We start from the raw sequence: 26,428 nt of genomic DNA, 5'->3' as shown, positions 1-26,428 counted from the left end.
GACGCCTCCTCCACCCTCGTCGCATCGGCTGCTTTTTCTTTCTTTCGAATTCATCACCGGACGTAGTGCGCCTCTTCATATCTGAAAGCGCTTTCATCACGGGATTCAGGCAGAACTCATGACCCACGACGGCTCCAACGATAAACCCGGCGCGCCCAAGGTATCCGACGTACCCGCTGCGCCCAACGTGACGCTCGAAGCGATCGCGCGCGCGGCCGGTGTTTCTCCGAGCACCGTATCGCGGATCCTGAACGGTTCTGCGCGCGTGCTTCCCGCCAAGCAGCAGGCGGTGGAAGCGGCGATCGCGCGTTTCAACTATCGGCCGAACGTGCTCGCGCGCAGTCTCGCGAGCGGGCGGACCGAAACGATCGGCGTATTGACGCAGGCGGTGTCGAGCCCGTTTTACGCCGAGTGGCTGCGCGGCATCGAGGAGTCGTTGTACGAACCGGGCTTTACGCCGATCTTCGTGAGCAGCCGCTGGAACATCGACGACGAAAAGGCGCGCCTCGAGCAGTTCATCGCGCGGCGCGTCGATGGAATCATCTTGCTGCACGCGCAACTCGATGAGTCGACGTTGACCGACTACTCGCGGTACGCGCCAATGCTCGTACTCGGCCGCTCGGTACACAACAGCGCGACGCTCGCTGGCCTGCCGATCGACAACATGCAGGGCGCACGCGACGCGACCCATCATCTGATCGAGCAAGGCCATCGGGAGATCGCCTTCATCGCCGGGCCGGCAAGTCACGAGGATGCGATCGAGCGCCTCGTCGGCTACCGGACCGCGCTCGAGGAAGCGGGCATCGGCTTCGATGCCGATCTCGTCGAGCAGGGCGATTACCTCGAAACGGGCGGCGTCGCCGCGATGGAGCGCCTGATGGCGCGCCATCCATCGTTCAGCGCGGTGTTCTGCGCAAACGATCAAACCGCGTACGGCGCGCGCCTCGCGATGTTCCGCCGCGGCGTGCGGGTGCCGGACGACGTGTCGCTGGTCGGCTTCGACGATTTGCCGACATCGTCGTACATGACGCCGCCTTTGACGACGGTCCGCCAGCCGACTTACGAAATCGGCCGCCTCGCCGCACAGGGCATCGTGCAGATGATCCGCAAGCAGTCGATCGCGCTAAGCCCGATTCCGCTCACGCTCGTGACGCGTGAAACCACGCGGCGAATCACGCCACCGGTAAAACGGGGGGATACGCGTACGTAGCGGTTGTTTTTTCGCCTCAACGTGAAAGCGCTTTCAGGTATCGGCAGTCAAGCAGAAATTCAGCGGCGCATTCAGCGCCAGGCAAAGCAGCACCAAGCAAAGCAGCAACAAAGACAACAGGGGAAGTAGGTCGCAGCAACCGGGTATTCATCGAATGCAATTCAAACAGGGTTCTTCAGGAGACGAGTAATGAAATTCCGCTTTTCAGGCTCTGCCACCGCCGTTCTGCTCAGCCTGGCCGCAGTCGGCGCGCACGCCAACACCACGTTGACGGTCGCGGTCTTTCCGAAGCTGGATCAGGAAATCAAGGACGCGCTTCCGGCGTGGAAGAAGCTGCATCCGGACGTCGACATCAGGGTCTCGTCGCTCGCGATCGCCGATCACCACAACGCAATGACCACCGCACTCGCGACGAGCTCCAATCTGCCCGACGTGATGGCGGTGGAGGTCGGCTTTATCGGCCGCTTCGCCTCGGGCGGCGGTCTCGAAGATCTGTCGAAGGCGCCGTATAACGCGGGCCAGTACAAGAGCCAGTTCATCAACTACACGTTCGCGCAGGCGACCACGCAGGACGGCACGATCGTCGGCATGCCGGCCGATATCGGTCCGGGCACGCTGTTCTATCGCAAGGACCTTCTCGACAAGGCGGGCGTGACCGAAGCCGACCTGACGAAGTCGTGGGACTCGTACCTGGCGGCCGGCGTGAAGATCAAGAAGGCGACGGGTGCGTACCTGATGGCATCGTCGCGCGATATCGAGGATATCTACATTCGCGCCGACCTGAAGGAAGGCGATGGCGTGTACTTCGACAAGGCCGGCAATCCGGTCGTCACGTCGCCGCGTTTCGTGAAGGCGTTCGAGCTCGCGAAGAAAGCACGCGACCTCGGTCTCGACGCGAAGATCACGCCCTGGTCGAACGAATGGGCCGAAAGCTTCAAGCGCGAGACCGTCTCGACGCAGATGATGGGCGCGTGGCTCGGCGGCCACCTGTCGTCGTGGATCGCCCCGGACACGAAGGGTCTGTGGCGCGCGGCCAATCTGCCGAACAACGCGTACGCATCGTTCGGCGGCACGTTCTACTCGATCCCGGCGAAGGCGACGCAAAAGCCGATGTCGTGGGAATTCATCAAGTTCCTGACGACGCGCCAGGACACGCAGCTCGCATCGTTCCGTTCGATCGACGCATTCCCCGCGCTGCTTGCCGCGCAGAACGACACGTTTTTCGCGGAGCCGGTCGCATTCCTCGGCAACGAGAAAGCGCGTCTGATCTGGCGTGACGCAGCCTCGCACATCCCGGCGATCCAGCGTAGCAAGTACGACCAGGTCGCCGAGGAAGCGGTGCATTCGGCGCTCGACAAGGTCGTCGACGACGGTGCAGACGTGCATACGGCGCTCCAGGAAGCGCAGGACCAGATCGCGCATCGGGTCCGCCGTTAAGCGGTATCGATGCAAGGTCGCGGCACGCTGCGTGCCGCGACCGAAGTGTGTCGCAGTGCGCTGCAAGTCTGCTGCAAACAGCGTGACCGGTCATCGATCCCGGCTACGCCCGACTGGACGGAACTATTGATGAACACCCCGCTGCCCACGACCCCAGAGGTCGCCCGCGATGCGCGTGCGAGCGACGTGCCGAGCTCGCCCGCGCCGTTCGCCGCGCCGCGCAGAACTTCGCGGCTCGATCCGGTGAAAGTCGCACCCTACCTGTTTCTCGGTCCATTTTTCCTGCTGTTCGCGCTATTCATGGCGTTCCCGCTGCTGTTTTCGCTGTACCTGTCGTTCCAGAGCTGGGACGCGACGGCGGGGCTCGCGAGCATGAAGTGGGTGGGTCTGTCGAACTTCACGTTCACGCTGACCGACCCGTGGTACTGGAAGTCGCTGTACAACACCGCGTCGATGGCGATCATGTCCGGCGTGCCGCAGCATCTGGTGGCGCTGCCGCTGGCATTCTTTCTGCAAACCGCGTTTCGCCGCTGGCGCAACCTGGTGGTCGGCCTGTACTTCCTGCCGTTCATCACGTCGAGCGTCGCGATCGCGCTGATCTTCTCGTCGCTGTATTCGACCGACTTCGGCATGATCAACCTCGCGATCGCCGAGCTCGGCAGGCTGCCCGGCCTGCACTGGATCGTCCCTGCGCATCCGATCGAGTGGCTGTATAACCCGAAGAACGTCAAGCCGGCGGTGTCGGTGGTGATCTTCTGGCGCTATGTCGGCTGGAACACGGTGCTGTATCTGTCGGCGCTGCAAACCATTCCGAAGGACCTTTACGAGGCCGCGCGCATCGACGGCGCGAACGGCTGGCAACAGTTCACCCGCATCACGATTCCGCTGATCAAGCCGATGATTTTCTTCGCGGTCGCGCTGTCGATCATCGGTGGGCTGCAACTGTTCGAAGAGCCGTTCATCCTGCTGCCGAACGAAGGCATGGGTACCAGCCAGTCCGGTCTGACGACGGCCGTCTATATGTATCGCACCGCCTTCCACGACGGCGATTTCGGCACCGCGAGTTCGATCGCATGGCTGCTGTTCATTTCGATCGGCGCGTTGATGTGGTTGAACACGCGGATCTTTCACCGCAGCGGCATGAACGAGGAGACACAGCGATGAAATCGTCGAGCAACAAGGGCCGTTATATCGGCTACGCGATCGTGGTGGTCGGTGCGCTGCTGATGTTCTCGCCGTTCTACTTCATGTTCGTGTTCGCGACGCACACGAGTTCCGAGATTTTCTCGATGCCGCCCCCGCTGTGGTTCGGCAGCGCGTTTCTCGACAACATGGCCTCGCTGATGCGGCACATTCCGTTCTGGCGCAATCTCGGCTGGAGCTTCTATACGGCCACGATGCAAACCATGCTGACGCTGCTCGTCACGTCGATGGCCGGCTACGCGTTCGCGATGTACGAATTCCGCTTCAAGAAGACGCTGTTCGCGATCGCGCTGACCGCGATGCTGGTGCCGCCGTTCCTCGGCATGATTCCGACCTTCATGACGATGAACCTGCTCGGCTGGATCGATCAGCCGCGCGCGCTGTACGTACCTGGCGCGGCCGCCGCGCTCGGCGTGTTCCTGATGCGCCAGTACGTCGCGGCGGCGATTCCGTCCGAGCTGATCGAGGCGGCGCGCATCGACGGCTGCAGTGAATTCCGCATCTACTGCAGCATCGTGATGCCGCTGCTGGGACCGGCGCTGGGTACGCTTGGACTGATCAGCTTCATTCAGGCGTGGAACAACTTTCTGTCGGCGCTCGTCGTGCTGCGTTCGCCGTCGATGTACACGCTGCCGCTCGCTCTGCGCATTCTGCAAAGTCCGACCAATTCGGATTGGGGCGCGGTGATGGCGGGCTCCGCGGTCGCGGTGCTGCCGTTGCTGGTGCTGTTCGCATTCACCTCGCGGCGTCTGATCGACGGTCTGACGACCGGCGCGGTCAAGGCTTGAGATTCTTTGTTTCATTTTTCACGCCCTCGCGGGCGTGACATTCAGAACAACATCATCTATGTCGACGTATCGATTCAACGAAGACTTCGTCTGGGGCGTCGCCACCAGTTCCTACCAGATCGAAGGCGCAGCGCATGAGGACGGCCGCGGCCCGTCGATCTGGGACGCGTTCTGCAACGTGCCGGGCAAGGTCGTGAACGGCGAGAACGGCGATGTCGCATGCGATCACTATCACCTGGTCGAGGAAGACCTCGACCTGATGGCCGAACTCGGGGTCAAGGCTTATCGCCTTTCGATCGCCTGGCCGCGCGTGCAGCCAACTGGCCGCGGCGCATTCAACGACAAGGGCCTCGCGTTTTACGAGCGCCTCGTCGACGGTTTGCTCGAGCGCGACATCCAGCCGTTCGCAACGCTGTATCACTGGGACCTGCCGTTGTCGCTGCAGCATACGCAAAACGGCTGGGAAAGCCGCGATACCGCTTATCGCTTCGCGGACTACGCGCGCAAGATCGGCAGCGTGCTCGGCGATCGCGTTGCATCGATCGCGACGCACAACGAACCGTGGTGCACCGCGTGGCTCGGCAACGCAACCGGCTATTTCGCGCCGGGCAACGCCGATCTGAAGAAGGCCGCGCATGTCGCGCACCATCTGCTGCTGTCGCACGGTCTCGCGTTGCAGGCACTGCGCGCCGATGGCGTGAAGGCGCCGCTCGGCATCGTGCTGAACCAGTCGCCGGCGCATGGCGCGACGGATGCGCCCGAAGATCAGGCCGCCGCGTCGCTCGAATACGCGAAGTTCGTGCGCTGGTACATGGACCCGCTGTTCAAGGGCGAGTATCCGGCCGAGGCGCTGGAATGGTATGGCGCGAACGGTCCGCAAGACGTGATCCGGAGCGGCGATTTCGACGTGATCGGCACGCCGATGGACTTCCTCGGCGTCAACTACTACACGCGGATCTTCGCGAGCGCATCGGGCGAGAAGCGTCCGCCGGGCGAGCTCGGCTTCACCGACATGGATTGGGAAGTCTATCCGCAAGGTCTCACCGAATTGCTGACGCGCATCAACGCCGACTACAAGCTGCCGCCGATCTACATCACCGAGAACGGCTGCGCGGCGAAAGACGTGCTCGATAACGGCCGCGTGGACGACGCCGAGCGCGTGCGCTTCTACGACCTGCATCTCGCCGCCTTGTCGGACGCGGTGAAACAGGGCGTCGACGTGGCGGGCTATTTCGCCTGGAGCCTGATGGACAACTTCGAATGGGCGTCGGGCTACGACAAGCGCTTCGGCATGGTCTACGTCGACTACGCGAGCCAGGAGCGCACGCTGAAGGACAGCGCGTTGTGGTATCGCGGCGTGATCGAGCAACACGCCGGCGTCGCGGCCGTGCGCTGAGGCGCACGCCCGGCGACGGGCGCATCGAACCTCGCGTGGCGCGACAGTAGTGCGGCAGTGGGATAGCGTCACGCGGGGTCTGCAAGTACAAGGATTGAGGAGGAGGCATCAAATGGGCGAACTCGTATTGCGCAACGTCACGAAGACGTATGGCGAAGGACCGCAGGTGATCCAGGGCATCGACCTGCGCATCCCGGACGGCCAGTTCACGGTGTTCGTGGGACCGTCGGGCTGCGGCAAGTCGACGATGCTGCGCATGATCGCGGGGCTCGAGTCGGTGACGGGCGGCGACATTCTGATCGACGGCGTACGCGTCAACGATCTGCAGCCCACGGACCGCGGCATCTCGATGGTGTTCCAGAGCTACGCGCTCTACCCGCACATGACGGTTGCGGAAAACATGGGCTTTTCGCTGAAGCTGTCGGGCAAGTCGAAAAAGGAAGTGCGCGAGGCGGTGGAACGTGCCGCCGAGATCCTGCAGATCACACATCTGCTGGAGCGCAAACCGAAGGCGCTGTCGGGCGGCCAGCGCCAGCGCGTCGCGATCGGGCGGGCGATCGTGCGCAAGCCGCGCGTGTTCCTGTTCGACGAACCGCTGTCGAATCTCGACGCTGCGCTGCGCGTGCAGATGCGTATCGAGCTCGCGAAGCTGCATCGCGAACTCGGCACGACGATGATCTACGTCACGCACGATCAGGTCGAGGCGATGACGCTGGGCCAGCAGATCGTCGTGTTCAACAAAGGCCGCATCGAGCAGACCGGCGCGCCGCTCGACCTGTATGAGCGGCCGTCGAACCGCTTCGTTGGCGGCTTCATCGGCTCGCCGCAGATGAACATGCTGACCGCGACGCTGGTGTCGCGAAGCGATGCGCAAACCGTCGTGGCGCTTGCCGGCGCGAGCCAGCGCATCGTGCTGCCCGGACGGCTGGCGCAGCCGGTCAGTGGCGAGTTGACGCTCGGGGTGCGCGCCGAGCATCTGGGCATCGGCCCGCTCGACGAAGGTCTCGCCGCGCGCGTCGAACTGGTCGAGCATCTCGGCGACGTCTCGATCCTGCATGCTCGACTCGATGGCATGGCGCACGCGATCGCGCTGAAGCTCGACAAGAAGGACGCGCAGCACGCGGTCGGCGCGCGTGTCGGGATCAAGGTGGCGTCGTCGTCGGTCACGCTGTTCGATGCGAATGGCGCCGCGGTGAGCCTCGCGCGACCCGAAGTCGGCGAGGACGTCGGCGCGGTGGTTTGACAGGCCGATGTCGGCGAGTGAGCAACGGTAAAGCCGCGCGAATCGTTGCATGCGTGGATCGTGCATTTCGATGCGGAGCCTTCATCAGGGCTCCCTGCATCGAACGACGAAGACTGACGCAAGCAGCGATGACGTTAGCCAGTTCGCATTAAATATTACGTAGTACTTTCGACGCCTTGCATCGAGCTTTCTCCTTGCCGGGCTTGATTTAGAGGGTCCAGTCGAGGGGTCGGATAGTGGTTCGGAGCTTAGGTAAACTCCGCATGGCGGCCGCGAACCTGCGCCATTAACATCCGCTAACGTTAAGGGTAACGTTAAGCAAGTTTGCATCTATTCGAAGATCTATAACACGGGGCAAAACATTGCAAGCCAAGACGCGCCGCGCCGCTATCCGGCACGACCCGGTATGGCCAGAGCGGTCTGTGTAAAACCAATTGATTAGGTGAAAGTGCAGCGGTTGCGCGCAGGAATTGGCGCGACCGTTGCAGGCTGTGTCGCGGTTACGCTAGTTGTCGCCGCGAATTGGATTGGAGCTCGAGGGAGCTCCTGGCAGTAGGCTGGGAAGCAACGACTGAGAGCAAGGTTGATAAAGAATGTCGGGCACGCATCGCGGGTGTTCGCCTGCGGGCGCACCGGCCCGATACAAAAAATACCGTTGGATTTTTGCTGGGTGGAGAGCGTCATGGAAAAGCGAGTATCTAAAGCCATTTTCAAGTCCCGGGCCTGCGAGCTGTTCCGTCAGGTCGAGGCATTGGGCGAAACCGTGGTCGTCACCGACCGCGGGCAACCCACCATCGAAATCCGGCCGTATCGCAGCAAGCAGGAAAACCCGCTCGAGCTGCTGCGCGCGTCGATTACGCATTTCAACCTGAAGCACGCGTTGCAGCCTGTCACTGCCGAGCAGGACGAGTAATGATCACGCTCGACACGCTTGCCCTCGTGTGCTGGCTCGGCAGGCAAAAAGCGCTGAGCCAGGCCGCGCACGATGCGATCGATCGGGAGCTCGCCGGCGGCGAGATCCTGATTTCGGCAATCAGTGCGTTCGAAATCGCGGAGTTCGTGAAGGTCGGCAGTCTCGGACTGTCGATGGACGCGCGCAGCTGGATGTCGACGTTTCTGTCGCTCGACGGCGTGCGGATGATTCCGGTCGACACCGAGATCGCGTTTCGCGCGGCCACGCTGCCGCCCACGCTCGCCTTGCATCAACGCCTGATCGTCGCGACCGCGCGCACGCATGGCGGCGCGCTCGTGACTTCGGATGCGAAGGTGCGCGCGTCGACTTACGTCGAAACGATCTGGTGACGGCCGCGGCGCTGCCTGGTGCGGACTGGGCCGGTGGAATCGCGCACCACCAGTTCCGCCGGCAGCGTGATGCGTTGCGAAGCGGCGTCGATCCCGGCGATCTGCGCGAGCAGCGTGTTGACCGCCGAGCGCGCCATTTGCTGGAACGGCTGGCGGATCGTGGTGAGCGCCGGGTGAAACTGCTCGGACATCGGGATGTCGTCGAAGCCGATCACCGAGATGTCGTCCGGCACGCGCAGACCCGCTTCGCGGATCGCGGCGATCACGCCGAACGCGCTCTGGTCGTTGGCCGTGAAGATCGCGGTGGGCGGCTCGGCGAGGTTCAGCAGGTCGAACGTGACGTCGAACGCCATCATTTGCGACAGGTCGCCCGCGGCGACCAGCGAGTCTTCGCGTGGCAGGCCGAGGCGAGCCAGCGTGTCGTGATAGCCGCGTTGCCGGTCGCGCACGCCTTCGATCGTTTCGTCGCCGGCCAGAAACGCGATGCGCTTGTGACCGAGCTCGGCGAGGTGCTCGACCGCGAGACAGGCGCCGCCGTAGTTGTCGACCGACACCGACGGGAAGCCCGTCAGCGTGCCGCGCTGATCGACGACGACGACCGGTACCTTCGCGGTGGCGAGCGCCTCGAGGCACAGCGACTCGCGCGGAAGAATGGCGAGGATACCGTCGGAGAATTGCTGGATGAGCCCAAGCAGGTCGTGATGCGTATGACGATCTTCGTCGAACACCGTGTAGACCAGCATCTCGCAGCCCGCGCCACGCGCCGCGCGGCCCGCGCCGAGAATCAGTTCGCTGGAGAATTGCGTGTCGAGTGTCGGCGTGATGATGCCGATGATGCCGTTGCGGCCGCCCGACAGTTTCTGCGCGGTGCGGTTGACGACGTAACCGATGTCCGACGCGATTCTCAGGACTTCGTCGCGGGTTTCGCGCGACACGCCGGGACGGCCGTTGAGAGCGCGCGACGCGGTCATCTGGGACACCCCGGCAAGCTTGGCAACGTGCTCAAGCGTTGGGGTCTGTCTTGCCATGCGGGTCGAAGGTGTGCGAGAGGTCATTGGATGGGTCGACTCGCTAATCGCGTTAGCGATAACGTTTATGTAGTCGTTATTCTAGCAGAACCCTTTATATTTCAGCTTTCCCACAATCGGTCCATCTTATCCGGCAGTTGCGTCGCAGCGCGCCGGGACCAGGTAAAATCCCGCATAGCCTTACTTCACGCATCGACCTAACATTCACTAACGTTAAGGCTAACGTTAATGTTTCGGTGATTTCTTATAAATCCAGAAGAGGGGACACACCCATGGCGTACCCGGCTTTGTTTAAAGCGCGGTCCATCAACGGCGCGACGGCGCTGCTGTTTTCGTTGTCTGCAGTTGTTTCGAACGCCGTAGCGGCGGACTCCAAGACGATCACGGTATGGGACCAGCAGACCAATGCGTCGTCGAGCAAGATCATTCGCGACGCGTCGGATCGATTCGAAAAGGCGGTTCCGGGCTACAAGGTCGAGAATTCGCACGTCCTGAACGAGGCGTACAAGACTAAGCTGAAGGTCGCTTTCGGCGCGAACCAGCCGCCGTGCGTGTTCGAGAACTGGGGCGGCGGCGGGCTGCACGAGTACGTGAAATCCGGCCAGATCGCCGACCTCACGCCGTACCTGGAGAAGGATCCGGCGTACCGCAGCCGCTTCATGCAGGCGTCGTGGAATGTCACGACGTTCGACGGCAAGACCTACGGTGTTGCCGCCGAAAACGCGGCGGCCGCGGTGATCTTCTACAACAAGGAAGTCTTCAAGAAGTACGGCATCACGCCGCCGAAGACGTGGGATGAACTGATGCACGTCGTTGAAGTGCTGAAGTCGCACAACGTCGCAGCGTTCTCGCTCGCGAACAAGAACAAGTGGACCGGTTCGATGTACTACATGTACCTCGTCGACCGTATCGGCGGTCCGCAAGTCGTGAAGGACGCGATCGAAGGCAAGGGCAAAGGCTTCGAAGATCCGGCGTTCATCGAAGCCGGCAAGCGCATTCAGGAACTCGTGAAGGCTGGCGCGTTCGCACCGGGCATCAACGGTCTCGATTACGACTCGGGCGCCTCGCGCCGCCTGCTGTACACGGGCAAGGCTGCCATGGAGCTGATGGGCGCGTGGGAAGCTTCGACGATCGCGAACGAAAATCCGACGTTCTCGAAGGACCTCGACTTCTTCGCGTTCCCGAGCGTGCCGGGTGGCAAGGGTGATCCGCGCGACCTGATCGGCACGGTCGGCGACGGCTTCCTCAGCATCTCGACCGAGTGCAAGACGCCGGACGCAGCGTTCAAGCTGATCCAGGCACTGACCGACGAGCAGGCGATGCAGGCTCGCGCGTCGGATGACCACAAGCTCCCGCCGGTCAATCACGTCAGGATCGACGATCCGTTCACGCAGCGTCTGCAGCAAATGCTTGCCGCCGCTCCGAGCGTGCAGCTCTGGTACGACCAGGCACTGCCGCCGGCCCTCGGTGAACTGCACAAGGACACGACGCAAGCACTGTTCGGTCTGTCGCTGACGCCTGAGGCTGCTGCGCAGCAAATGGAAGCCGCTTCGAAGAAGGGCGGCTGATCTCCAGTCCTAAAGAAAAGTCCGACCGGCACCGCGAGGTGCCGGTCGGCATACAAGCCCGTGAATATCGCACTTTCCGCTACACCCGAACGCCGGCTGAGATTTTCATCGCAAACGCTCGTCACGGTTGTGTTTCTTGCGCCGTCGCTGCTGCTGCTGGCCGTGTTCCTGCTTTATCCGCTCGTCTCCAGCCTGCGGCTGTCGCTGCTCGACTGGAACGGCCTCGGCAACACTGCCCGTTATATCGGGCTCGCGAACTGGGCGCGGCTCGCGCACGACATGGTGTTCTGGCAATCGCTGAAGAACAACGTGATTCTTGCTGTCGCGTCGATCGTCGTCCAGCTTCCGATCGCGCTCGCGCTCGCCGTGCTGCTGGAGAAGGCCGGTCGTGGCTCGCGCTTGCTCAAGGTGCTCTATTTCCTGCCGCTGCTGATGTCGAGCGTGGCGATCGGTGTGCTGTTCAAGCAAATCTACGATCCGAATTTCGGTCCGATCAACGTCGCGCTGCAGGCATTCGGGCTTGATGGCCTCGCGAAGGACTGGCTGGGCGATCCGCATTTTTCGCTGGCTGCGACCATCGCCGTGATCATCTGGCAGAACGCGCCTTTCTACATGATTCTGTTTCTCGCCGGTCTCTCGTCGATGCCGGCCGAGGTCAATGAAGCTGCGCTCCTCGACGGCGCATCCGGGTGGACCATTTTCTGGCGCATCAAGCTGCCGCACCTGCAAGGCACGGTGCGCACCGCTGTGCTGCTGTCCGTGCTCGGGTCGCTGCGTTACTTCGATCTCGTCTTCGTCATGACCGGTGGCGGCCCCGAAGGCTCGTCCGAGGTGATGGCCACCTACATGTATCGCACGGTGTTCAGTTCGTTCCAACTCGGCTACGGCAGCACCATCGGCTCGGCGATGTTCCTTATCGTCATCACGGTGGCGGCGGTGTCGATGTACTTCACCCGCCGTTATGCAACCGAGGTCTGAACCATGAACAAGAAACTACGCTTCCCCCGCGTGGGGGTTCCTCTGCTGGCACTGATCTGGCTGGCCGTCACGACGATTCCGTTTCTCTTCATGGTCGCATCGAGCTTCAAGAGCCAGGAAGAGACCTTCGCGACGTCAGTGTGGGCGCCGCCGAGCCACCTGTATTGGGGTAACTACGCGGCTGTGCTGCAGGGGCCGTTTTTCACTTATTTCCGTAACAGCGTGTTCACGGTGGGCGTGTCGGTGCTGCTGATCGTCATCATCAGTGCGATGGCGGCCTACGTGTTTGCGCGCTTGCGCTTCTCGCTGAACAAGACGCTGTTCGGTCTGGTGGTCGCCGGCATGATCGTGCCGCTGCATGCGACGCTCGTGCCGATCTATCTGCTCACGCGCAACCTCGGCCTTTACGACACCGCGTTCGCGCTGCTCGGCCCTTATGTGGCCCTCAGTCTGCCGGTGTCGATCTTCATCCTGACCGAGTTCATGCGCCAGATTCCGCGCGAGCTCGAAGAAGCGGCGCAGCTCGACGGCTGCAGTCCGTTCCGCATCTTCTGGCGTATTTTCTTCCCGCTTTCGGCACCGGGGCTCGCCACCGTGACGATCTTCAACGGCATTGGTCTGTGGAACGAGTTCATCTTCGCGTACATGCTCACGTCGACGGCCGAGCACCGTACGCTGCCGCTCGCGATTTGGGACTTCATGGGGCAATACGCGTCGAACATACCCTCGATGCTGTCTGTCCTCGTGCTCACGTCGTTGCCGCTGATTGTTGCCTACGCGTTCGGTCAGGAGCGCGTGATCAAGGGGATGATGGCCGGCTCGCTCAAGGGCTGATCCGCATCGCACACCACCTCGAATCGTGCGGGCCAAAGTGGCCCGCACACCGAACTTCGCATAAACGATATGGCAAGCATCTCTCTCACTAACGTACAGAAGTCCTATACGAGCGGTAACTCGGTGATCCGCGACGCCAACCTCGAAGTCGGCAGGGACGAATTCTGCGTGTTCCTCGGGCCGTCGGGCTGCGGCAAGTCCACGCTGCTGCGCATGATCGCCGGTCTCGAATCGATCACCGACGGCGAACTGCGCATCGACGGTCAACTGATGAACAACGTCGAACCCGCGAAACGCCAGGTTGCGATGGTGTTCCAGAACTACGCGCTCTATCCGCATATGAGCGTGTACGAGAACATGGCATTCGGCCTGCGTCAGGCGAAGGTCGATAAGGCCATCATCGACAAGAAGGTACGCAGCGCCGCTGCCGCGCTGCAACTCGACAGCTACCTCGAACGCCGCCCCGCTGCGCTGTCCGGCGGCCAGCGCCAACGCGTGGCGATCGGGCGCGCCATCGTGCGCGAGCCGGGCGTGTTCCTGTTCGACGAGCCGCTGTCGAATCTCGACGCCGCGCTGCGCGTGCAGACGCGTACCGAAATCGCCCGTTTGCATCGCGAGTTCAACCGCGCGAGCGCGGTGTACGTTACGCACGACCAGATCGAAGCGATGGCGCTCGCCGACAAGATCGTGCTGCTGCACGCCGGCGCGGACATGGAAAAGCACGGCAGCATCGCGCAGATCGGCGCGCCGCTCGATCTGTACCACCGGCCGAAGAGCCGCTTCGTCGCTGGCTTCATCGGTTCGCCGAAGATGAACTTCATGCCGGCCACGGTGCTCGCGGTCGACGACAAGGGCATTCAGGTCGAGCTGACCACGGGCGAGCGCGTGCGCGCCGAGGTCGACGGCCGCAGGCAAAGCGTCGGTTCGCAGGTCACGCTCGGCATCCGGCCGGAGCACCTCGCCCTGCCATCGGCGCAGGCCGGCGTGCAGACAATCCGCTGCGCCGTGCGCCTGGTCGAACGGTTGGGCGAGCACAGCTACGTGCATGTGGACGGTGGCGTGCGCGACGGCAACACGATGATCGCCAAGCTGCCCGGCGACGGTGGCGTGACGCACGACGAATGCGTCGAACTGGCGTTCGCACCGCACGCGTGCCACGTGTTCGACGACAAGGATTTCGCGCTGCCGCGTCTGCACTGATCCGCTTGCGATCGCGCTGCTTGCACGACGCGAGCAAGCGCGGTCCCATTGCATCGCGTCGCTAGACGCAACGAACGACCCGTAGCCGATCAAACACGGCGAATTCGAGTCGCGGCCGCGTTCGATCGATTAGCAGGACTGCGAAGTCTGGAAAGGTATCTGAAATAGAAGGGATGGCATCCGGGCTGAAGCAACGCCATGCCGCACGCTTGTCAGAAACAACGGATTTGTCGGCGCCTCATGCGCTTCGTACACCACGATAAAAAAAAGGAGTTTTCGATGTTGCTTCGCCAAAGTGAGGTCCCGCTCTACCGCAATCCAGTGGCAGCCGTGGAAGAGCGCGTGGCCGATCTGCTCGCGCGCATGACACTCGACGAAAAGATTGCGCAGCTTCACGCCGCGTGGCTGAAGCTGTCGGCCGACGGCAATCACAAGGCGCGTAGCATCGATTTCGCGCAGAGCGCCAACCAGATCACGGTCGACGAGATCCTGCAGCATGGCCTCGGTCAGATCACGCGTCCGCTCGGCACGCATACGGTCGATCCGAAAGAAGGCGTACGCGCGCTCAACGAGCTGCAGCGCAAGATGGTCGAAGACACGCGCCTCGGCATTCCGGTGATGTCACACGAGGAATGCCTCGTCGGGCTCATGATCAAGGACGCGACGCTGTTCCCGTCGCCGTTGAACTATGCGGCGACGTGGAATCCGCAACTGGTCGGCGAAGTGGGCACGATCATCGGCGAGCAGGCACGCTCGATCGGCTGTCATCAGGGGCTCGCGCCGGTGCTCGACGTGTCGCGCGACCCGCGTTGGGGCCGCACCGAGGAGACGCTCGGCGAAGATCCGTATCTGGTTGGCGTGCTCGCGTGTCATTACGTGAAGGGCCTGCAGGGCGAACAGCGCGATCTGCTCGCGACGCTCAAGCATTTCGTCGGTCATTCCGCGAGCGAAGGCGGCCGCAATCATGCGCCGGTGCATGTCGGTCCGCGTGAGCTCAACGACGTGTTCATGCTGCCTTTCGAAATGGCCGTGAAGCTCGCGAACGCGGGCTCGGTGATGCCCGCCTATCACGACGTCGACGGCGTACCCTGTCATGGCGATCGTGCGCTGCTGCACGACACGCTGCGAGAGAAATGGGGCTTCGACGGTCTCGTCGTCGCCGATTACGCGGGCGTCGACCTGCTGTTCAGTCATCATGCGGTGGCGCGCGACAGCGCGTCGGCCGCAGCCCTCGCGTTCAACTCCGGCCTCGACGTCGAGCTGCCGGGTCACGAGTGCGCGGTGCACCTGAAGGAAGCGCTCGAGCGCAACGAGATCAGCGAAGCGACGATCGACACCGCCGTCTCGCGCGTGCTGCGCGTGAAATTCCAGCTCGGCCTGTTCGAGAATCCGTACGTCGATCCCGAACGCGTCGACGTGAAAAGCGCGACCGCGGGCGATACCGCGTATCAGGTTGCGCTCGAATCGGCGGTGCTGCTGCGCAATCAAGGCGACGTGCTGCCCCTCGACGCGCACGGCCCGGACAAGATCGCGGTGATCGGCCCGACCGCCGACGATCCGCTCGCGCTGCTCGCCGGCTACAGCTTCCCGGTGCACCTGATCAACAGTGGCGAGCAGTCCACTGCTTCGATCGCGACGCCGCTGCGTTCGCTGCGCGCGTTGCTCGGCGACGAGCGCGTCATTCACGCGCAGGGTTGCGACATCATCAAGGAGCGCCGCGCGGGCGCGCCGGTGTTTCCGGGCGACGTGTCGCTCGATCTGACCGGCGACGCGCATTGCGACGAGCTGATCAGCAAGGACACCGACGGCATCGTGTCCGCGGTCGAAGCCGCGCGGCAAGCGGGCGTCGCACTGGTGTTCGTCGGCGATCTGGCGGGCCTGTTCCAGTCCGGCACGGTCGGCGAAGGGTCCGATACCGACAGCCTCGACCTGCCGGGTGTGCAGCAGGCGTTGCTGCAGGCAGTGGTCGATAGCGGCACGCCGACGGTCGTCGTGATGACGGGCGGCCGTCCGTACAATCTCGGCGGCCTCGAAGACCGCATCGCCGCGCAGATCATGGCGTTCGCGCCGGGCGAGCGCGGCGCCGAGGCGCTGGCCGATCTGCTGGTGGGCCGCGCCAATTTCAGCGGCCGTCTGCCGCTGTCGGTGCCGAAGAGCGCGGGCGCCGTGCCGTACGTGTATAACCATCGTCTGAAGAGCGCGGGAACGCCGATTGCATACCATTTCGGCTGCCGCTATCCGTTCGGTTTCGGTCTCGGCTATACGCAGTTCCGTTACGGCGATCTCGCGCTCGCGCACAGCGAAGTGCCGATCGAAAGCGGTACGATCGAGTTGAGCTTCACGGTCGACAACATCGGCGCGCGCGACGGCACCGAGATCGTGCAGATCTACGTGCGCGACCGGCACGCGTCGGTCGCGCGGCCGGTCCGCGAGCTGAAGGCGTTTGCGCGCGTGCCGCTCGCGGCCGGTGCGTCGGCGCGTGTGCGCGTGAAACTGCCGGTGGACATGCTGAACTTCACCGACGCGTGCGGCGAGCGTATCGTCGAGCCTGGTGACTTCGATCTGCTGGTCGGCAGCTCGAGCCGCGACATTCATCTGAGCGGCACGGTCGCCGTCGCGGGCTCCGCGACGAGAACGCTCGAACGCAACTGGCGCATGCTGAGCGAGGTCGAGATCGTGGCCTGAGCGGCGGGTCAGGGCGGCGAGCGCCGTCCTGTATGTGGTCCTACTCGTAACAAGTGGAAAATCTGATGTCGTACGCAACCTATCCAAGTCTGTCGGACAAAACCATCGTCGTGACCGGCGGCGGCGGCGGGATCGGCGCCGCGATCGTCGAGGCCTTCGCGCAGCAAGGCGCGCGCGTGTTCTTCCTCGACGTCGCCGAGCACGATTCGCTCGCGCTGCAGGAAACGCTTCGCCACGCGAAGCATCCGCCGCTGTTCCGCCGCTGCGACCTGAAAAATGTCGACGCGATCGAAAACACGTTCGCCGACATCGTCGATGCGGTGGGCCCGATCGACGTGCTCGTCAACAACGCCGGCAACGACGATCGGCACGAAATCGGCGAGCTCACCGCGAGCTACTGGGACGACCGTATCGCGGTGAATCTGCGCCACCAGTTCTTCTGCGCGCAGGCCGCCGCGAACGGTATGCGTCGCGCGGGGCGCGGCGTGATCCTGAATCTGGGCTCGGTGTCGTGGCATGTCGCGCTGCCGAACCTCGCGATCTATATGACCGCCAAGGCCGGCATCGAAGGGCTCACGCGTGGTCTCGCGCGTGATCTCGGCAGCGCGGGCATCCGCGTGAATTGCATCATCCCCGGGGCGGTGAAGACGCCGCGGCAGATGCAGTTGTGGCAATCGGCTGAGAGCGAAGCGAAGGTCGTCGCGAGTCAGTGTCTGCAACTGCGCATCGAGCCCGAGCACGTCGCGCGTATGGCGCTGTTCCTCGCGTCCGACGACGCATCACGCTGCTCCGGCCGCGATTACTTCGTCGACGCAGGGTGGTACGGAGAATGAGCATGCCGGTCCCAGTATGCGTATGGGCGCTCGGCGCCGAGCTGGCCGAAGGGCCGCTATGGCAGGCCGCCGAAAACGCGGTGTATTTCGTCGATATCAAGGGGCGCCGGATTCATCGGCTGTCCGTCGCGACCGGCGAGCAGCAAACGTGGCAGGCGCCCGACCAGCCCGGTTTTCTGGCGCCGCTCGTGGACGGCACGTTCGTATGCGGGCTGCCATCCGGCTTGCATCGCTTCGATCCGGCGAGCGGCGAGTTCAGCAAGCTCGCCGAGGTCGAACCGCATCTGCCGGGCAACCGCCTCAACGACGGTTTCGTCGATGCACGGGGACGCCTGTGGTTCGGCTCGATGGACGATGCGGAAGAGGCGCCGAGCGGCACGCTGTATCGGGTGAACGAGCAAGCCGCGGCAATCGCGCAGGACGACGACTACGTGATCACGAACGGCCCGGCGATGAGCCCGGACGGCCGCACGCTGTATCACAACGACACGATGCGGCGCGTGGTTTATGCCTTCGACGTCGCCGCGGACGGCACGCTGTCGGGCAAGCGCATCTTCGCCGCCATCTCCGGCGACGGCCATCCCGACGGCATGGCCGTCGATGCCGACGGCTTCGTGTGGATCGCGCTGTTCGGCGGCTGGCGGATCGAGCGTTACTCGCCGGCGGGCGAGCTGGTCGATCAGGTGCCGTTGCCGTGCGCGAACGTGACGAAGCTCGCGTTCGGCGGCGACGATCTGCAAACCGTCTATGTGTCCACCGCATGGAAGGGACTGACGGCGGTCGAGCGCCGGCATCAACCGCAGGCGGGCGGGCTGTTCTCGTTCCGCGCGCCGGCGGCGGGGCAGGCTCAGGCGCGCTGCACGGTGGGCTTCGAGCGCTAGACGACAAAAACACAGCGACAGGACAAGCCGCAAAACGCAACCCTGACGTTGCCTGGTCGCTCCGCAAGGAGCGGCCCGCTATCATGTGCGTTCCATGACTTTCGCGCATTCGCCCCGATACCTATCATGACGTCCAGGCCGCCAGTCCCGCCCCGCATGTCCGATGTTGCCGAACGCGCGGGCGTCTCGAAGATGACCGTGTCGCGCGTGCTCGCCGGCCGCAACGTGTCGCAGGCGACTCGCGAACGCGTGCAGAAGGTCATCGACGAACTCGGCTACGTCGCCGATGCGGCGGCGGGCGCGCTGTCGTCGGGACGCTCGGCGTTCGTCGCGGTGCTGGTGCCGTCGCTGTCCAGTTCGAACTTCTCCGACACCGTGCGCGGACTGAATGCCGCGCTGGGCCCGCACGGTCTGCAACTGCTGCTCGGCGACACGGACTACCGTCTGGAACAGGAAGAACTGCTGGTGCGCTCGATGCTGCGCCACCAACCGCGCTGCGTCGCGTTGACGGGCGGCCGGCACACCGAGGCGACGCGCATGCTGTTGCAGCGCGCCGGCATTCCGGTCGTCGAAATGTGGGATCTGCCCAGCGATCCAATCGATACGGTTGTCGGCTTTTCGAACTCGGCGGCGGCGCGCGCGATGGTCCGGCATCTGCACGAGCGCGGTTATCGGCGGATCGGCTTCATCGCGGGTGCCAGCGAGCGCGACCGGCGCGGGCACGACCGGATGCGTGGCTACGTTGCCGAAATCAAGGCGCTCGGTCTCGGCGAGCCGCGCGTGATCCGGCTCGGCGATTCGCCGATCACGATGAGCCACGGCGCACCGGCGATCGGCGCATTGCTCGACACGTGGCCCGATACCGAGGCCGTGATGTGCGTGAGCGACATGTCGGCGTTCGGCGCGATCATGGAGTGTCACCGGCGCGGGCTGTCGGTGCCGGGCGACATCGCGGTCGCCGGGTTCGGCAACTTCGAGGTGTCGTGGTGCTGTCAGCCGAGCATCACGACGGTGTCGGTCGACGCGTACGGCATCGGCCTGCGCGCTGGCGAAACGCTGCTCGCGGGGCTCGCCGATCGCGAAGCGGGTGAGGTGCAGCGCAGGAAAGCGGTGAAGATCGATTTCACGGTGATTGCACGCGATAGCGCGTAGATGGCGCACTAGCACTCCCCTTAATTAAACAGATCAGGGATATCCCTCGGTTGTCCGGCTGGTAAGCCGGGCGTAACATCCACAGCTAGAAATGTTACCGGTAACTTAACGGCGGTGCCAAATCGCACGAGCCGCGAGGCAACGGCATTTCCGACCAAAAATACGCTGATGGAGATACGAATGACCGCTGTACCGCCCGCCATCGTCGCGCCCGCCGCGCGCGTCGACGAATTCGAGGAAAGGACCTATCGCAAGGTCGTGCGCCGGCTGCTGCCGGTACTGTTGCTGTGCTATGTGGTTGCGTATCTGGATCGCGTGAACGTCGGCTTCGCGAAGCTGCAGATGCTCGACGATCTCGGCCTGTCCGACACGATGTACGCGATCGGCGCGAGCGTGTTCTTCTGGGGCTATTTCATCTTCGAAGTGCCCAGCAACGTGTTCCTGCATCGCTACGGTGCGCGCTTCTGGATCGCGCGGATCATGTTCACGTGGGGGCTCGTGTCGATGGCGCTCGCGTTCGTCGCGCCGCTCGCGCGCGTCGCGCACGTCGAAACCGCGACGATGTTCTACATCCTGCGCTTTCTGCTCGGGCTCTGCGAGGCCGGCTTCTTCCCCGGCGTGATTCTGTACCTGAACTTCTGGTTTCCGTCGCAGCGCCAAAGTCGCGTGATGTCAGGCTTTCTGATCGCAATGCCGGTCAGCCTGATGCTCGGCGGCATCGTGTCGGGCTGGCTGATGGACCATACGGCCGGCCTGCTCGGCTATCAGGGCTGGCAATGGATGCTGCTGATCGAAGGCGTGCCGTCGCTGCTGACCGCGTTCGTGGTGTACTTCTCGCTCGACGACGGCATTGACCGCGCGCGCTGGCTCACGCCGCAGGAGAAGAGCCTGCTCGCGGCGAATCTGCAGCGCGAAAGCGCGCACAAGACAGCGCGCTTCGGCTCGGCGGTGCGCGATCCGCGCGTCTGGCTGCTGGTCGCGATTTTGCTCACGTTCAATACCGGCTTCTACGGCCTCGCGTTCTGGCTGCCGTCGATCATCAAGGCGACCGGCGTGCAGGATCCGCTGCATATCGGCCTGCTGACCGCGATCCCGTACGGCGTGGCCATCATTGCGACGCTCGCGAACGCCGCGCATTCGAAGAAAACCGGCGAGCGGCGCCTGCATGCGGCGATTCCGGCGCTGATCGGCGGAATCGCTCTGATCATGAGTGCGGCTTTGGCGCATCATGTGGTGTGGGCGATCACGTTTCTGACGATCGCCACTGCCGGCATCCTTGCGCTGATGCCGATTTACTGGACGTTCCCGGGACAGCTGCTGTCGGGCGCCGCCGCGGCGGCCGGCATCGCGATGATCAACGCGATCGGCAATCTGTCCGGCTTTACCGGTTCGATGATCACCGCCGTGGCGAAAGATTTGACCGGCGACATCAACAACGGCACTTACGCACTCGGTGCGTGTCTGCTGGTCAGTTGCGTGCTGATCCTGCTCGTGCCGCGCACGATGCTGACGCGGGCCGCCTCGAATGAAGGCAGCGGCCCCGGCCGCGAGACAGCGCGGGCACAGAAACACGCAGAGCACGCATAAGAAACCCTTACCCAGACAGAGAGACAAGCATCATGTCAGCATCCACCCCGCGCCGGCTGCGCAGCCAGGAATGGTTCGACGATCCCTCGCACGCGGATATGACGGCGCTGTACGTCGAGCGTTTCATGAACTACGGTCTGACGCGCGAAGAGCTGCAGTCGGGCCGGCCGATCATCGGCATCGCGCAGACCGGCAGCGATCTCGCGCCGTGCAACCGGCATCACATCGAGCTCGCGGCGCGCACGAAGGCCGGTATTCGCGACGCGGGCGGCATTCCAATGGAGTTTCCGGTGCATCCGCTCGCCGAGCAGAGCCGCCGGCCGACCGCCGCGCTCGATCGCAATCTCGCGTATCTGGGCCTCGTCGAAATCCTGCACGGCTTCCCGCTCGACGGCGTCGTGCTGACCACCGGCTGCGACAAGACCACGCCCGCGTGCCTGATGGCGGCGGCCACCGTCGATATGCCGGCGATCGTGCTGTCCGGCGGTCCCATGCTCGACGGCTGGCACGACGGCAAGCGCGTCGGGTCGGGCACCGTGATCTGGCATGCACGCAATCTGCTGGCGGCCGGCGAGATCGACTACGAAGGCTTCATGGAGCTGACTACCGCGTCGTCGCCGTCGATCGGTCACTGCAACACGATGGGCACCGCGCTGTCGATGAACAGCCTCGCCGAAGCGCTCGGCATGTCGCTGCCCGGCTGCGCGAGCATTCCGGCCGCTTACCGCGAGCGCGGCCAGATGGCCTACGCGAGCGGCAAGCGCATCGTCGACCTCGTGCGCGAGGACCTGCGGCCGTCGAAGATCATGACGAAAGAAGCGTTCGAAAACGCGATCGTCGTCGCATCGGCGCTCGGCGCGTCGACCAACTGCCCGCCACATCTGATCGCGATTGCGCGGCACATGGGCGTCGAGCTGAGTCTCGAAGACTGGCAGCGCGTCGGCGAGCAGGTGCCGCTGATCGTCAACTGCATGCCCGCCGGCGAATATCTCGGCGAGAGCTTCCATCGCGCGGGTGGCGTACCGGCCGTGATGCGCGAGCTCGCGAAAGGCGGCCTCGTGCACGAGGATTGCCTGACCGTGTCGGGCCGCACGATGGGCGAAATCGCGGCCGCCGCACCCGCGCCGGATCGCGAGGTCATCAAGACGACCGACGATCCGCTGAAGCACGGCGCGGGCTTCATGGTGCTGTCCGGCAACTTCTTCGACAGCGCGATCATGAAGATGTCGGTGGTCGGCGATGCGTTCCGCAAGACCTACCTGAGCGAGCCAGGCGCAGAAAACAGCTTCGAAGCGCGCGCCATCGTGTTCGACGGCCCCGAGGATTATCACGCGCGCATCAACGACCCGTCGCTTGAAATCGACGAGCATTGCATCCTCGTGATTCGCGGCACGGGTACGGTCGGCTATCCGGGCAGCGCCGAGGTCGTCAACATGGCGCCGCCGGCGGCGCTCGTGCGCCAGGGCATCACGTCGCTGCCGACGCTCGGCGACGGCCGTCAGAGCGGCACGTCGGCGAGCCCGTCGATTCTGAACATGTCGCCGGAAGCGGCGGTGGGCGGCGGCCTTGCGCTGTTGCGCACGAACGACCGCATCCGCGTCGATCTGAACTCGCGTAGCGTCAAAGTGCTGGTCGACGAAGCAGAACTCGCGCGACGTCGCGAAACCGTGCACTTCGAGATTCCGCCCGCGCAAACGCCGTGGCAGGAGCTGTATCGCAAGACGGTCGGCCAGCTTTCGACCGGCGGCTGCCTCGAACCGGCGACGCTGTATCTGAAAGTGATTGCCGAGCGCGGCAACCCACGGCATTCGCATTGACCCGCGGGTGACAAGGCCGGGCTTCGCACGCAACGCGACGCCCGGCCTTGCCCGTTTTCCCATTTATCCGAAAGAGCCCATCCCATGTCCGCAATTTCCCCCTCCAGCTTTCTTCCCGGCGATCTGAACGACGCACTGCTGATCGGCCGCGTGTGGCGCAAGACCGAGCAGCATGAAGGACCGTGCGTGGTCGTCGTGCGCGGCGGCGAGGTGTTCGACATCAGCGCGGCCGTGCCGACTACCGCCGACCTGTTCGAGCGCGACGATGCCGCGCAATTTGCGCGCAGCGCGCCGGGCGTGCCGCTCGGGCCGGTCGCGCAGCTGATCGAGGCGAATCTGCCGGGCGCGAGCGCGCCGGCCGTGCGCGTGCTCGCGCCGTGCGACGTGCAAGCGATCAAGGCCTGCGGCGTCACGTTCGCGGTGAGCCTGATCGAGCGCGTGATCGAGGAGCAGGCCGGCGGCGATCCGGCGAAGGCGAAGGAAGTGCGCGAGACGATCGCGTCGACGATCGGCACCGATCTGTCGAAGATCAAGCCGGGATCGGAAGCGGCGATGAAGCTGAAGGCCGAGCTCGAACGTCGCGATGCGTGGTCGCAATATATGGAAGTCGGCATCGGTCCGGACGCCGAAGTATTTTCGAAATCGCAGCCGATGTCGGCAGTCGGCTTCGGCGCGGACGTCGGTCTGCTCGCCGCGTCGGTGTGGAACAACCCGGAGCCGGAGATCGTGCTCGCGGTGAATAGCCGCGGCGGCATCGTCGGCGCGACGCTCGGCAACGACGTGAACCTGCGCGACATCGAAGGCCGCTCGGCGCTGTTGCTCGGCAAGTGCAAGGACAACAACGGCTCATGCGCGATCGGTCCGTTCGTGCGTCTGTTCGACGACACCTTCTCGCTCGACTCGGTGCGCGCCGCAAGCGTGTCGCTGCGCGTCGAAGGCGCCGACGACGACTTCGTGCTCGACGGCGTGAGCCACATGAGCGAGATCAGCCGCGACCCGGCCGACCTCGTCGCGCAGACCTGCGGCCGCCACCACCAGTACCCGGACGGCTTCATGCTGTTCCTCGGCACGATGTTCTCGCCGATCAAGGACCGCGACGCGCCCGGCGGCGGCTTCACCCACCACCTCGGCGATCGCGTGACGATTTCGACGCCGCAGCTCGGCGCGCTGACCAACACGGTGCGCCTGTCCACCGAAATCGAGCCGTGGACGTTCGGCGTGCGCGCGCTGTATCGCAATCTCGCGGCCCGTGGCCTGCTCGTTGCTGAATAACCGGATTGTCGCTGCAATTTTCGAAAGGAGAATCAGGCATGAGTCAGTTCGCAAACTACATCGACGGACAGTGGGTCGACGGCGCGAGCGTGTCGCGCAACGTCAATCCGTCGAATCTCGACGACGTGATCGGCGAATTCGCGCAAGCCGACGCCGAGCAGACGCATCGCGCGATCAGCGCCGCGCGCAAGGCCTTCGCGCAGTGGTCGTTGTCCACGCCGCAGCAGCGCTTCGACGTGCTCGACCAGGCGGGCAGCGCGATCCTCGCGCGCAAGGCGGAGCTCGGCAAGGTGCTCGCGCGTGAAGAGGGCAAAACCCTGCCCGAGGCGATCGGCGAAGTGGGCCGCGCCGGGCAGATCTTCAAGTTCTTCGCGGGCGAAGCGCTGCGCGTCGGCGGCGAAGTGATGCCGTCGGTGCGGCCGGGCATGACGGTCGAAATGACGCGTGAGCCGGTTGGCGTGGTCGGCCTGATTACGCCGTGGAATTTTCCGATTGCGATTCCGGCGTGGAAGATCGCGCCGGCGCTTGCATACGGCAACACGGTCGTGATCAAGCCGGCCGATCTGGTGCCGGGCAGCACGTGGGAGCTGGTCACGATCATCGCCGAGGCGGGCGCGCCGGCGGGGGTGATCAACCTCGTGATGGGGCGCGGTTCGGTGGTTGGCGAGGCGCTCGTGTCGTCGCCGGATGTCGATGCGATCAGCTTCACCGGTTCCGTTTCGGCGGGCCGCGCGATCGGCGCGAAGTGCTTCGATTCGGGCAAGAAATTTCAGCTGGAAATGGGCGGCAAGAACCCGATGGTCGTGCTCGACGACGCCGATCTCAATGTCGCGATCGAAGCGTGCATCAACGGCGCGTTCTACTCGACGGGCCAGCGTTGCACGGCATCGAGCCGGCTGATCGTGACCGCGGGGATCTATGACCGGTTCATCGACGGCATGAAGGCGCGCATGCGCGCGCTGAAGGTCGGCGATGCGCTCGCGGACGGCACGCACATCGGCCCGGTCGTCGACGACAAGCAGTTGGCACAGGACGAGCGCTATCTGGCGATCGCGCGCGAAGAGGGCGGCACGGTGTTCGGCGGCGAGCGCGTCGAAGGCTCGACGCGCGGCTATTTCCTCGCGCCGGCGCTGGTCACGGAGACGACCCCGGCTATGCGCATCAACCGTGAAGAGGTATTCGGGCCGGTGGCGTCGGTCATCAAGGTCAAGGACTACCAGGAAGCGCTCGCGGTTGCCAACGGCACCGAGTTCGGGTTGTCGGCCGGCATCTGCACGACATCGCTGAAGTACGCGAGTCATTTCCGCCGCCATGTGCAGGCCGGCATGGTGATGGTCAACACCGCGACGGCGGGGGTCGATTATCACGTGCCGTTTGGCGGGCGGAAGGGGTCGAGCTACGGTCCGCGCGAGCAGGGTGCCTACGCCCGCGAGTTCTATACGTCGGTGAAGACCGCGTATATCAACCCGGGCGCGGTCTGACGCAGAACTGACAGAGCTCCCCAAAACGGAACTGGCCCGGCATCGCATTCAATCGCGATGGCGGGCCAGTAGGGGAAGCTGCGAGAGCGCTAAGCCGAGCGCTCCGGCAGGTACAGCTACATCAACAGCAACTTGCCAACCTGCAACGCCTTACTGCGCTGCGTGACCTTGCTGCGATGAACCGCTGGTCACGCCGCCGACCGCGGCGTTTTGTGCCGCGACGCGGGCTTCGGCAGCCTGAATGTTCGACGGATATTCGTTCGGGTTCGAACGTGCCGGGTTGTAGCCGGCCTTTTCGATCTGAGCCAGCTCTTCACGGACTTGCGCGCGGGTCAGCGGCTGGTTCGATTGAGCGAAAACGGCAACCGGAGCAGCGAGGGTAGCGGCGATAACGACAGCTTGAACGAGCGATTTCATTTTTACTACCTCCAGGTTTTGTCTTGTTAGGCTGCGAAATCATTTGTTTGCAGCAGTGATGACAGTCTAGAGGGAGCGGAAATTAGGGTAAATACCTAATTTCTGAACTCACTGTT

Annotated in this window: 22 protein-coding genes; 20 read left to right on the top strand and 2 right to left on the bottom strand. The window is 63.9% G+C overall.

Translation table 11 applies throughout. The annotated features are described in order from the left end of the window. Nucleotides 1-118 precede the first annotated feature (118 nt). The 8 genes from OKW27_RS03705 (at nucleotide 119) to OKW27_RS03670 (ending at nucleotide 8,579) form a co-directional block, all read left to right on the top strand. The gene (locus OKW27_RS03705) at nucleotides 119-1,210 is read left to right on the top strand and encodes a LacI family DNA-binding transcriptional regulator (RefSeq protein ID WP_429332588.1); all 1,092 of its coding nucleotides are present in this window, start codon (nucleotides 119-121) and stop codon (nucleotides 1,208-1,210) included. A 189-nt stretch (nucleotides 1,211-1,399) separates the two neighbouring features. Then, nucleotides 1,400-2,647 (top strand): ABC transporter substrate-binding protein, encoded by a 1,248-nt coding sequence (locus tag OKW27_RS03700; RefSeq protein WP_429332587.1) that lies wholly within the window; start codon nucleotides 1,400-1,402, stop codon nucleotides 2,645-2,647. 129 nt (nucleotides 2,648-2,776) lie between these two features. Beyond that, a complete protein-coding gene (locus tag OKW27_RS03695; RefSeq protein ID WP_429332586.1) occupies nucleotides 2,777-3,811 on the top strand; it encodes a carbohydrate ABC transporter permease in 1,035 nt (344 codons plus the stop codon). Further along, nucleotides 3,808-4,638 carry a carbohydrate ABC transporter permease gene (locus tag OKW27_RS03690; RefSeq protein ID WP_429332585.1) on the top strand — a complete coding sequence of 277 codons (831 nt, stop codon included), beginning with the start codon at nucleotides 3,808-3,810 and terminating at the stop codon, nucleotides 4,636-4,638. Before OKW27_RS03695 ends, OKW27_RS03690 begins: the two co-directional genes overlap by 4 nt. 58 nt (nucleotides 4,639-4,696) lie before the next feature. Further along, nucleotides 4,697-6,034, top strand: coding sequence for a GH1 family beta-glucosidase (locus tag OKW27_RS03685; RefSeq protein ID WP_429332584.1), 1,338 nt, complete (start codon nucleotides 4,697-4,699; stop codon nucleotides 6,032-6,034). Nucleotides 6,035-6,146: 112 nt separating this feature from the next. Continuing rightward, a complete protein-coding gene (locus tag OKW27_RS03680; protein ID WP_429332583.1) occupies nucleotides 6,147-7,277 on the top strand; it encodes an ABC transporter ATP-binding protein in 1,131 nt (376 codons plus the stop codon). A 583-nt stretch (nucleotides 7,278-7,860) separates the two neighbouring features. Beyond that, nucleotides 7,861-8,190: a type II toxin-antitoxin system Phd/YefM family antitoxin gene (locus tag OKW27_RS03675; RefSeq protein ID WP_409259442.1), complete on the top strand. Its 330-nt coding sequence runs from the start codon at nucleotides 7,861-7,863 to the stop codon at nucleotides 8,188-8,190. Then, nucleotides 8,190-8,579, top strand: a complete 390-nt coding sequence (locus tag OKW27_RS03670) for a type II toxin-antitoxin system VapC family toxin (protein WP_090810623.1) — start codon at nucleotides 8,190-8,192, stop codon at nucleotides 8,577-8,579. The genes OKW27_RS03675 and OKW27_RS03670 overlap by 1 nt, the downstream gene beginning before the upstream one ends. Here OKW27_RS03670 and OKW27_RS03665 read toward each other — a convergent pair. Next, a complete protein-coding gene (locus OKW27_RS03665) occupies nucleotides 8,558-9,607 on the bottom strand; it encodes a LacI family DNA-binding transcriptional regulator (RefSeq protein ID WP_429332582.1) in 1,050 nt (349 codons plus the stop codon). The genes OKW27_RS03670 and OKW27_RS03665 overlap by 22 nt on opposite strands. 272 nt (nucleotides 9,608-9,879) lie before the next feature. Between OKW27_RS03665 and OKW27_RS03660 the strand changes: the two genes are divergently transcribed. The 12 genes from OKW27_RS03660 (at nucleotide 9,880) to OKW27_RS03605 (ending at nucleotide 25,895) form a co-directional block, all read left to right on the top strand. After that, on the top strand, nucleotides 9,880-11,175 hold the full coding sequence (locus tag OKW27_RS03660; protein WP_429332581.1) for an extracellular solute-binding protein: 1,296 nt from the start codon (nucleotides 9,880-9,882) through the stop codon (nucleotides 11,173-11,175). Between the two features lie 60 nt (nucleotides 11,176-11,235). Then, nucleotides 11,236-12,153 (top strand): carbohydrate ABC transporter permease, encoded by a 918-nt coding sequence (locus tag OKW27_RS03655; protein ID WP_429332580.1) that lies wholly within the window; start codon nucleotides 11,236-11,238, stop codon nucleotides 12,151-12,153. A gap of 3 nt (nucleotides 12,154-12,156) precedes the next feature. After that, the gene (locus tag OKW27_RS03650; RefSeq protein ID WP_184023548.1) at nucleotides 12,157-12,987 is read left to right on the top strand and encodes a carbohydrate ABC transporter permease; all 831 of its coding nucleotides are present in this window, start codon (nucleotides 12,157-12,159) and stop codon (nucleotides 12,985-12,987) included. 69 nt (nucleotides 12,988-13,056) lie between these two features. Beyond that, entirely contained in the window at nucleotides 13,057-14,187 is a 1,131-nt protein-coding gene (locus tag OKW27_RS03645; protein ID WP_429332579.1) for an ABC transporter ATP-binding protein, read from the top strand. Between the two features lie 279 nt (nucleotides 14,188-14,466). Then, nucleotides 14,467-16,872, top strand: coding sequence for a glycoside hydrolase family 3 N-terminal domain-containing protein (locus OKW27_RS03640; RefSeq protein WP_429332578.1), 2,406 nt, complete (start codon nucleotides 14,467-14,469; stop codon nucleotides 16,870-16,872). 65 nt (nucleotides 16,873-16,937) lie between these two features. Next, nucleotides 16,938-17,705, top strand: a complete 768-nt coding sequence (locus tag OKW27_RS03635; protein WP_429332577.1) for an SDR family NAD(P)-dependent oxidoreductase — start codon at nucleotides 16,938-16,940, stop codon at nucleotides 17,703-17,705. Continuing rightward, a complete protein-coding gene (locus tag OKW27_RS03630; RefSeq protein ID WP_429332576.1) occupies nucleotides 17,702-18,586 on the top strand; it encodes an SMP-30/gluconolactonase/LRE family protein in 885 nt (294 codons plus the stop codon). The genes OKW27_RS03635 and OKW27_RS03630 overlap by 4 nt, the downstream gene beginning before the upstream one ends. A 156-nt stretch (nucleotides 18,587-18,742) precedes the next feature. Continuing rightward, nucleotides 18,743-19,738 (top strand): LacI family DNA-binding transcriptional regulator, encoded by a 996-nt coding sequence (locus OKW27_RS03625; RefSeq protein WP_090810612.1) that lies wholly within the window; start codon nucleotides 18,743-18,745, stop codon nucleotides 19,736-19,738. Between the two features lie 180 nt (nucleotides 19,739-19,918). Beyond that, nucleotides 19,919-21,325: an MFS transporter gene (locus OKW27_RS03620; RefSeq protein WP_429332575.1), complete on the top strand. Its 1,407-nt coding sequence runs from the start codon at nucleotides 19,919-19,921 to the stop codon at nucleotides 21,323-21,325. 32 nt (nucleotides 21,326-21,357) lie between these two features. Then, a complete protein-coding gene (locus OKW27_RS03615) occupies nucleotides 21,358-23,142 on the top strand; it encodes an IlvD/Edd family dehydratase (protein ID WP_429332574.1) in 1,785 nt (594 codons plus the stop codon). Between the two features lie 84 nt (nucleotides 23,143-23,226). Further along, entirely contained in the window at nucleotides 23,227-24,414 is a 1,188-nt protein-coding gene (locus tag OKW27_RS03610; protein ID WP_429332573.1) for a fumarylacetoacetate hydrolase family protein, read from the top strand. Nucleotides 24,415-24,452: 38 nt separating this feature from the next. Next, nucleotides 24,453-25,895 (top strand): aldehyde dehydrogenase family protein, encoded by a 1,443-nt coding sequence (locus OKW27_RS03605; protein WP_429332572.1) that lies wholly within the window; start codon nucleotides 24,453-24,455, stop codon nucleotides 25,893-25,895. A 150-nt stretch (nucleotides 25,896-26,045) separates the two neighbouring features. On the opposite strand, the gene OKW27_RS03600 is transcribed toward OKW27_RS03605, so the two are convergent. Continuing rightward, a complete protein-coding gene (locus tag OKW27_RS03600; RefSeq protein WP_090810603.1) occupies nucleotides 26,046-26,312 on the bottom strand; it encodes a DUF4148 domain-containing protein in 267 nt (88 codons plus the stop codon). Nucleotides 26,313-26,428 lie beyond the last annotated feature (116 nt).

The sequence above is a fragment of the Paraburkholderia sp. 35.1 genome, assembly GCF_050436525.1.
In the GTDB taxonomy this organism is placed as follows: Bacteria; Pseudomonadota; Gammaproteobacteria; order Burkholderiales; family Burkholderiaceae; genus Paraburkholderia; species Paraburkholderia tuberum.
The sequence above is the reverse complement of the archived record's forward strand: the minus strand, read 5'-3'. Positions and strand labels throughout refer to the sequence as shown.

Coding starts and splice junctions, on each gene's coding strand:
- OKW27_RS03705 (WP_429332588.1), top strand. CDS start 119: ATGACCCACGACGGCTCCAACGATAAACCCGGCGCGCCCAAGGTATCC.
- OKW27_RS03645 (WP_429332579.1), top strand. CDS start 13,057: ATGGCAAGCATCTCTCTCACTAACGTACAGAAGTCCTATACGAGCGGT.
- OKW27_RS03600 (WP_090810603.1), bottom strand. CDS start 26,312: ATGAAATCGCTCGTTCAAGCTGTCGTTATCGCCGCTACCCTCGCTGCT.
- OKW27_RS03700 (WP_429332587.1), top strand. CDS start 1,400: ATGAAATTCCGCTTTTCAGGCTCTGCCACCGCCGTTCTGCTCAGCCTG.
- OKW27_RS03615 (WP_429332574.1), top strand. CDS start 21,358: ATGTCAGCATCCACCCCGCGCCGGCTGCGCAGCCAGGAATGGTTCGAC.
- OKW27_RS03680 (WP_429332583.1), top strand. CDS start 6,147: ATGGGCGAACTCGTATTGCGCAACGTCACGAAGACGTATGGCGAAGGA.
- OKW27_RS03605 (WP_429332572.1), top strand. CDS start 24,453: ATGAGTCAGTTCGCAAACTACATCGACGGACAGTGGGTCGACGGCGCG.
- OKW27_RS03650 (WP_184023548.1), top strand. CDS start 12,157: ATGAACAAGAAACTACGCTTCCCCCGCGTGGGGGTTCCTCTGCTGGCA.
- OKW27_RS03610 (WP_429332573.1), top strand. CDS start 23,227: ATGTCCGCAATTTCCCCCTCCAGCTTTCTTCCCGGCGATCTGAACGAC.
- OKW27_RS03635 (WP_429332577.1), top strand. CDS start 16,938: ATGTCGTACGCAACCTATCCAAGTCTGTCGGACAAAACCATCGTCGTG.
- OKW27_RS03685 (WP_429332584.1), top strand. CDS start 4,697: ATGTCGACGTATCGATTCAACGAAGACTTCGTCTGGGGCGTCGCCACC.
- OKW27_RS03690 (WP_429332585.1), top strand. CDS start 3,808: ATGAAATCGTCGAGCAACAAGGGCCGTTATATCGGCTACGCGATCGTG.
- OKW27_RS03625 (WP_090810612.1), top strand. CDS start 18,743: ATGTCCGATGTTGCCGAACGCGCGGGCGTCTCGAAGATGACCGTGTCG.
- OKW27_RS03630 (WP_429332576.1), top strand. CDS start 17,702: ATGAGCATGCCGGTCCCAGTATGCGTATGGGCGCTCGGCGCCGAGCTG.
- OKW27_RS03670 (WP_090810623.1), top strand. CDS start 8,190: ATGATCACGCTCGACACGCTTGCCCTCGTGTGCTGGCTCGGCAGGCAA.
- OKW27_RS03620 (WP_429332575.1), top strand. CDS start 19,919: ATGACCGCTGTACCGCCCGCCATCGTCGCGCCCGCCGCGCGCGTCGAC.
- OKW27_RS03660 (WP_429332581.1), top strand. CDS start 9,880: ATGGCGTACCCGGCTTTGTTTAAAGCGCGGTCCATCAACGGCGCGACG.
- OKW27_RS03665 (WP_429332582.1), bottom strand. CDS start 9,607: ATGGCAAGACAGACCCCAACGCTTGAGCACGTTGCCAAGCTTGCCGGG.
- OKW27_RS03640 (WP_429332578.1), top strand. CDS start 14,467: ATGTTGCTTCGCCAAAGTGAGGTCCCGCTCTACCGCAATCCAGTGGCA.
- OKW27_RS03695 (WP_429332586.1), top strand. CDS start 2,777: ATGAACACCCCGCTGCCCACGACCCCAGAGGTCGCCCGCGATGCGCGT.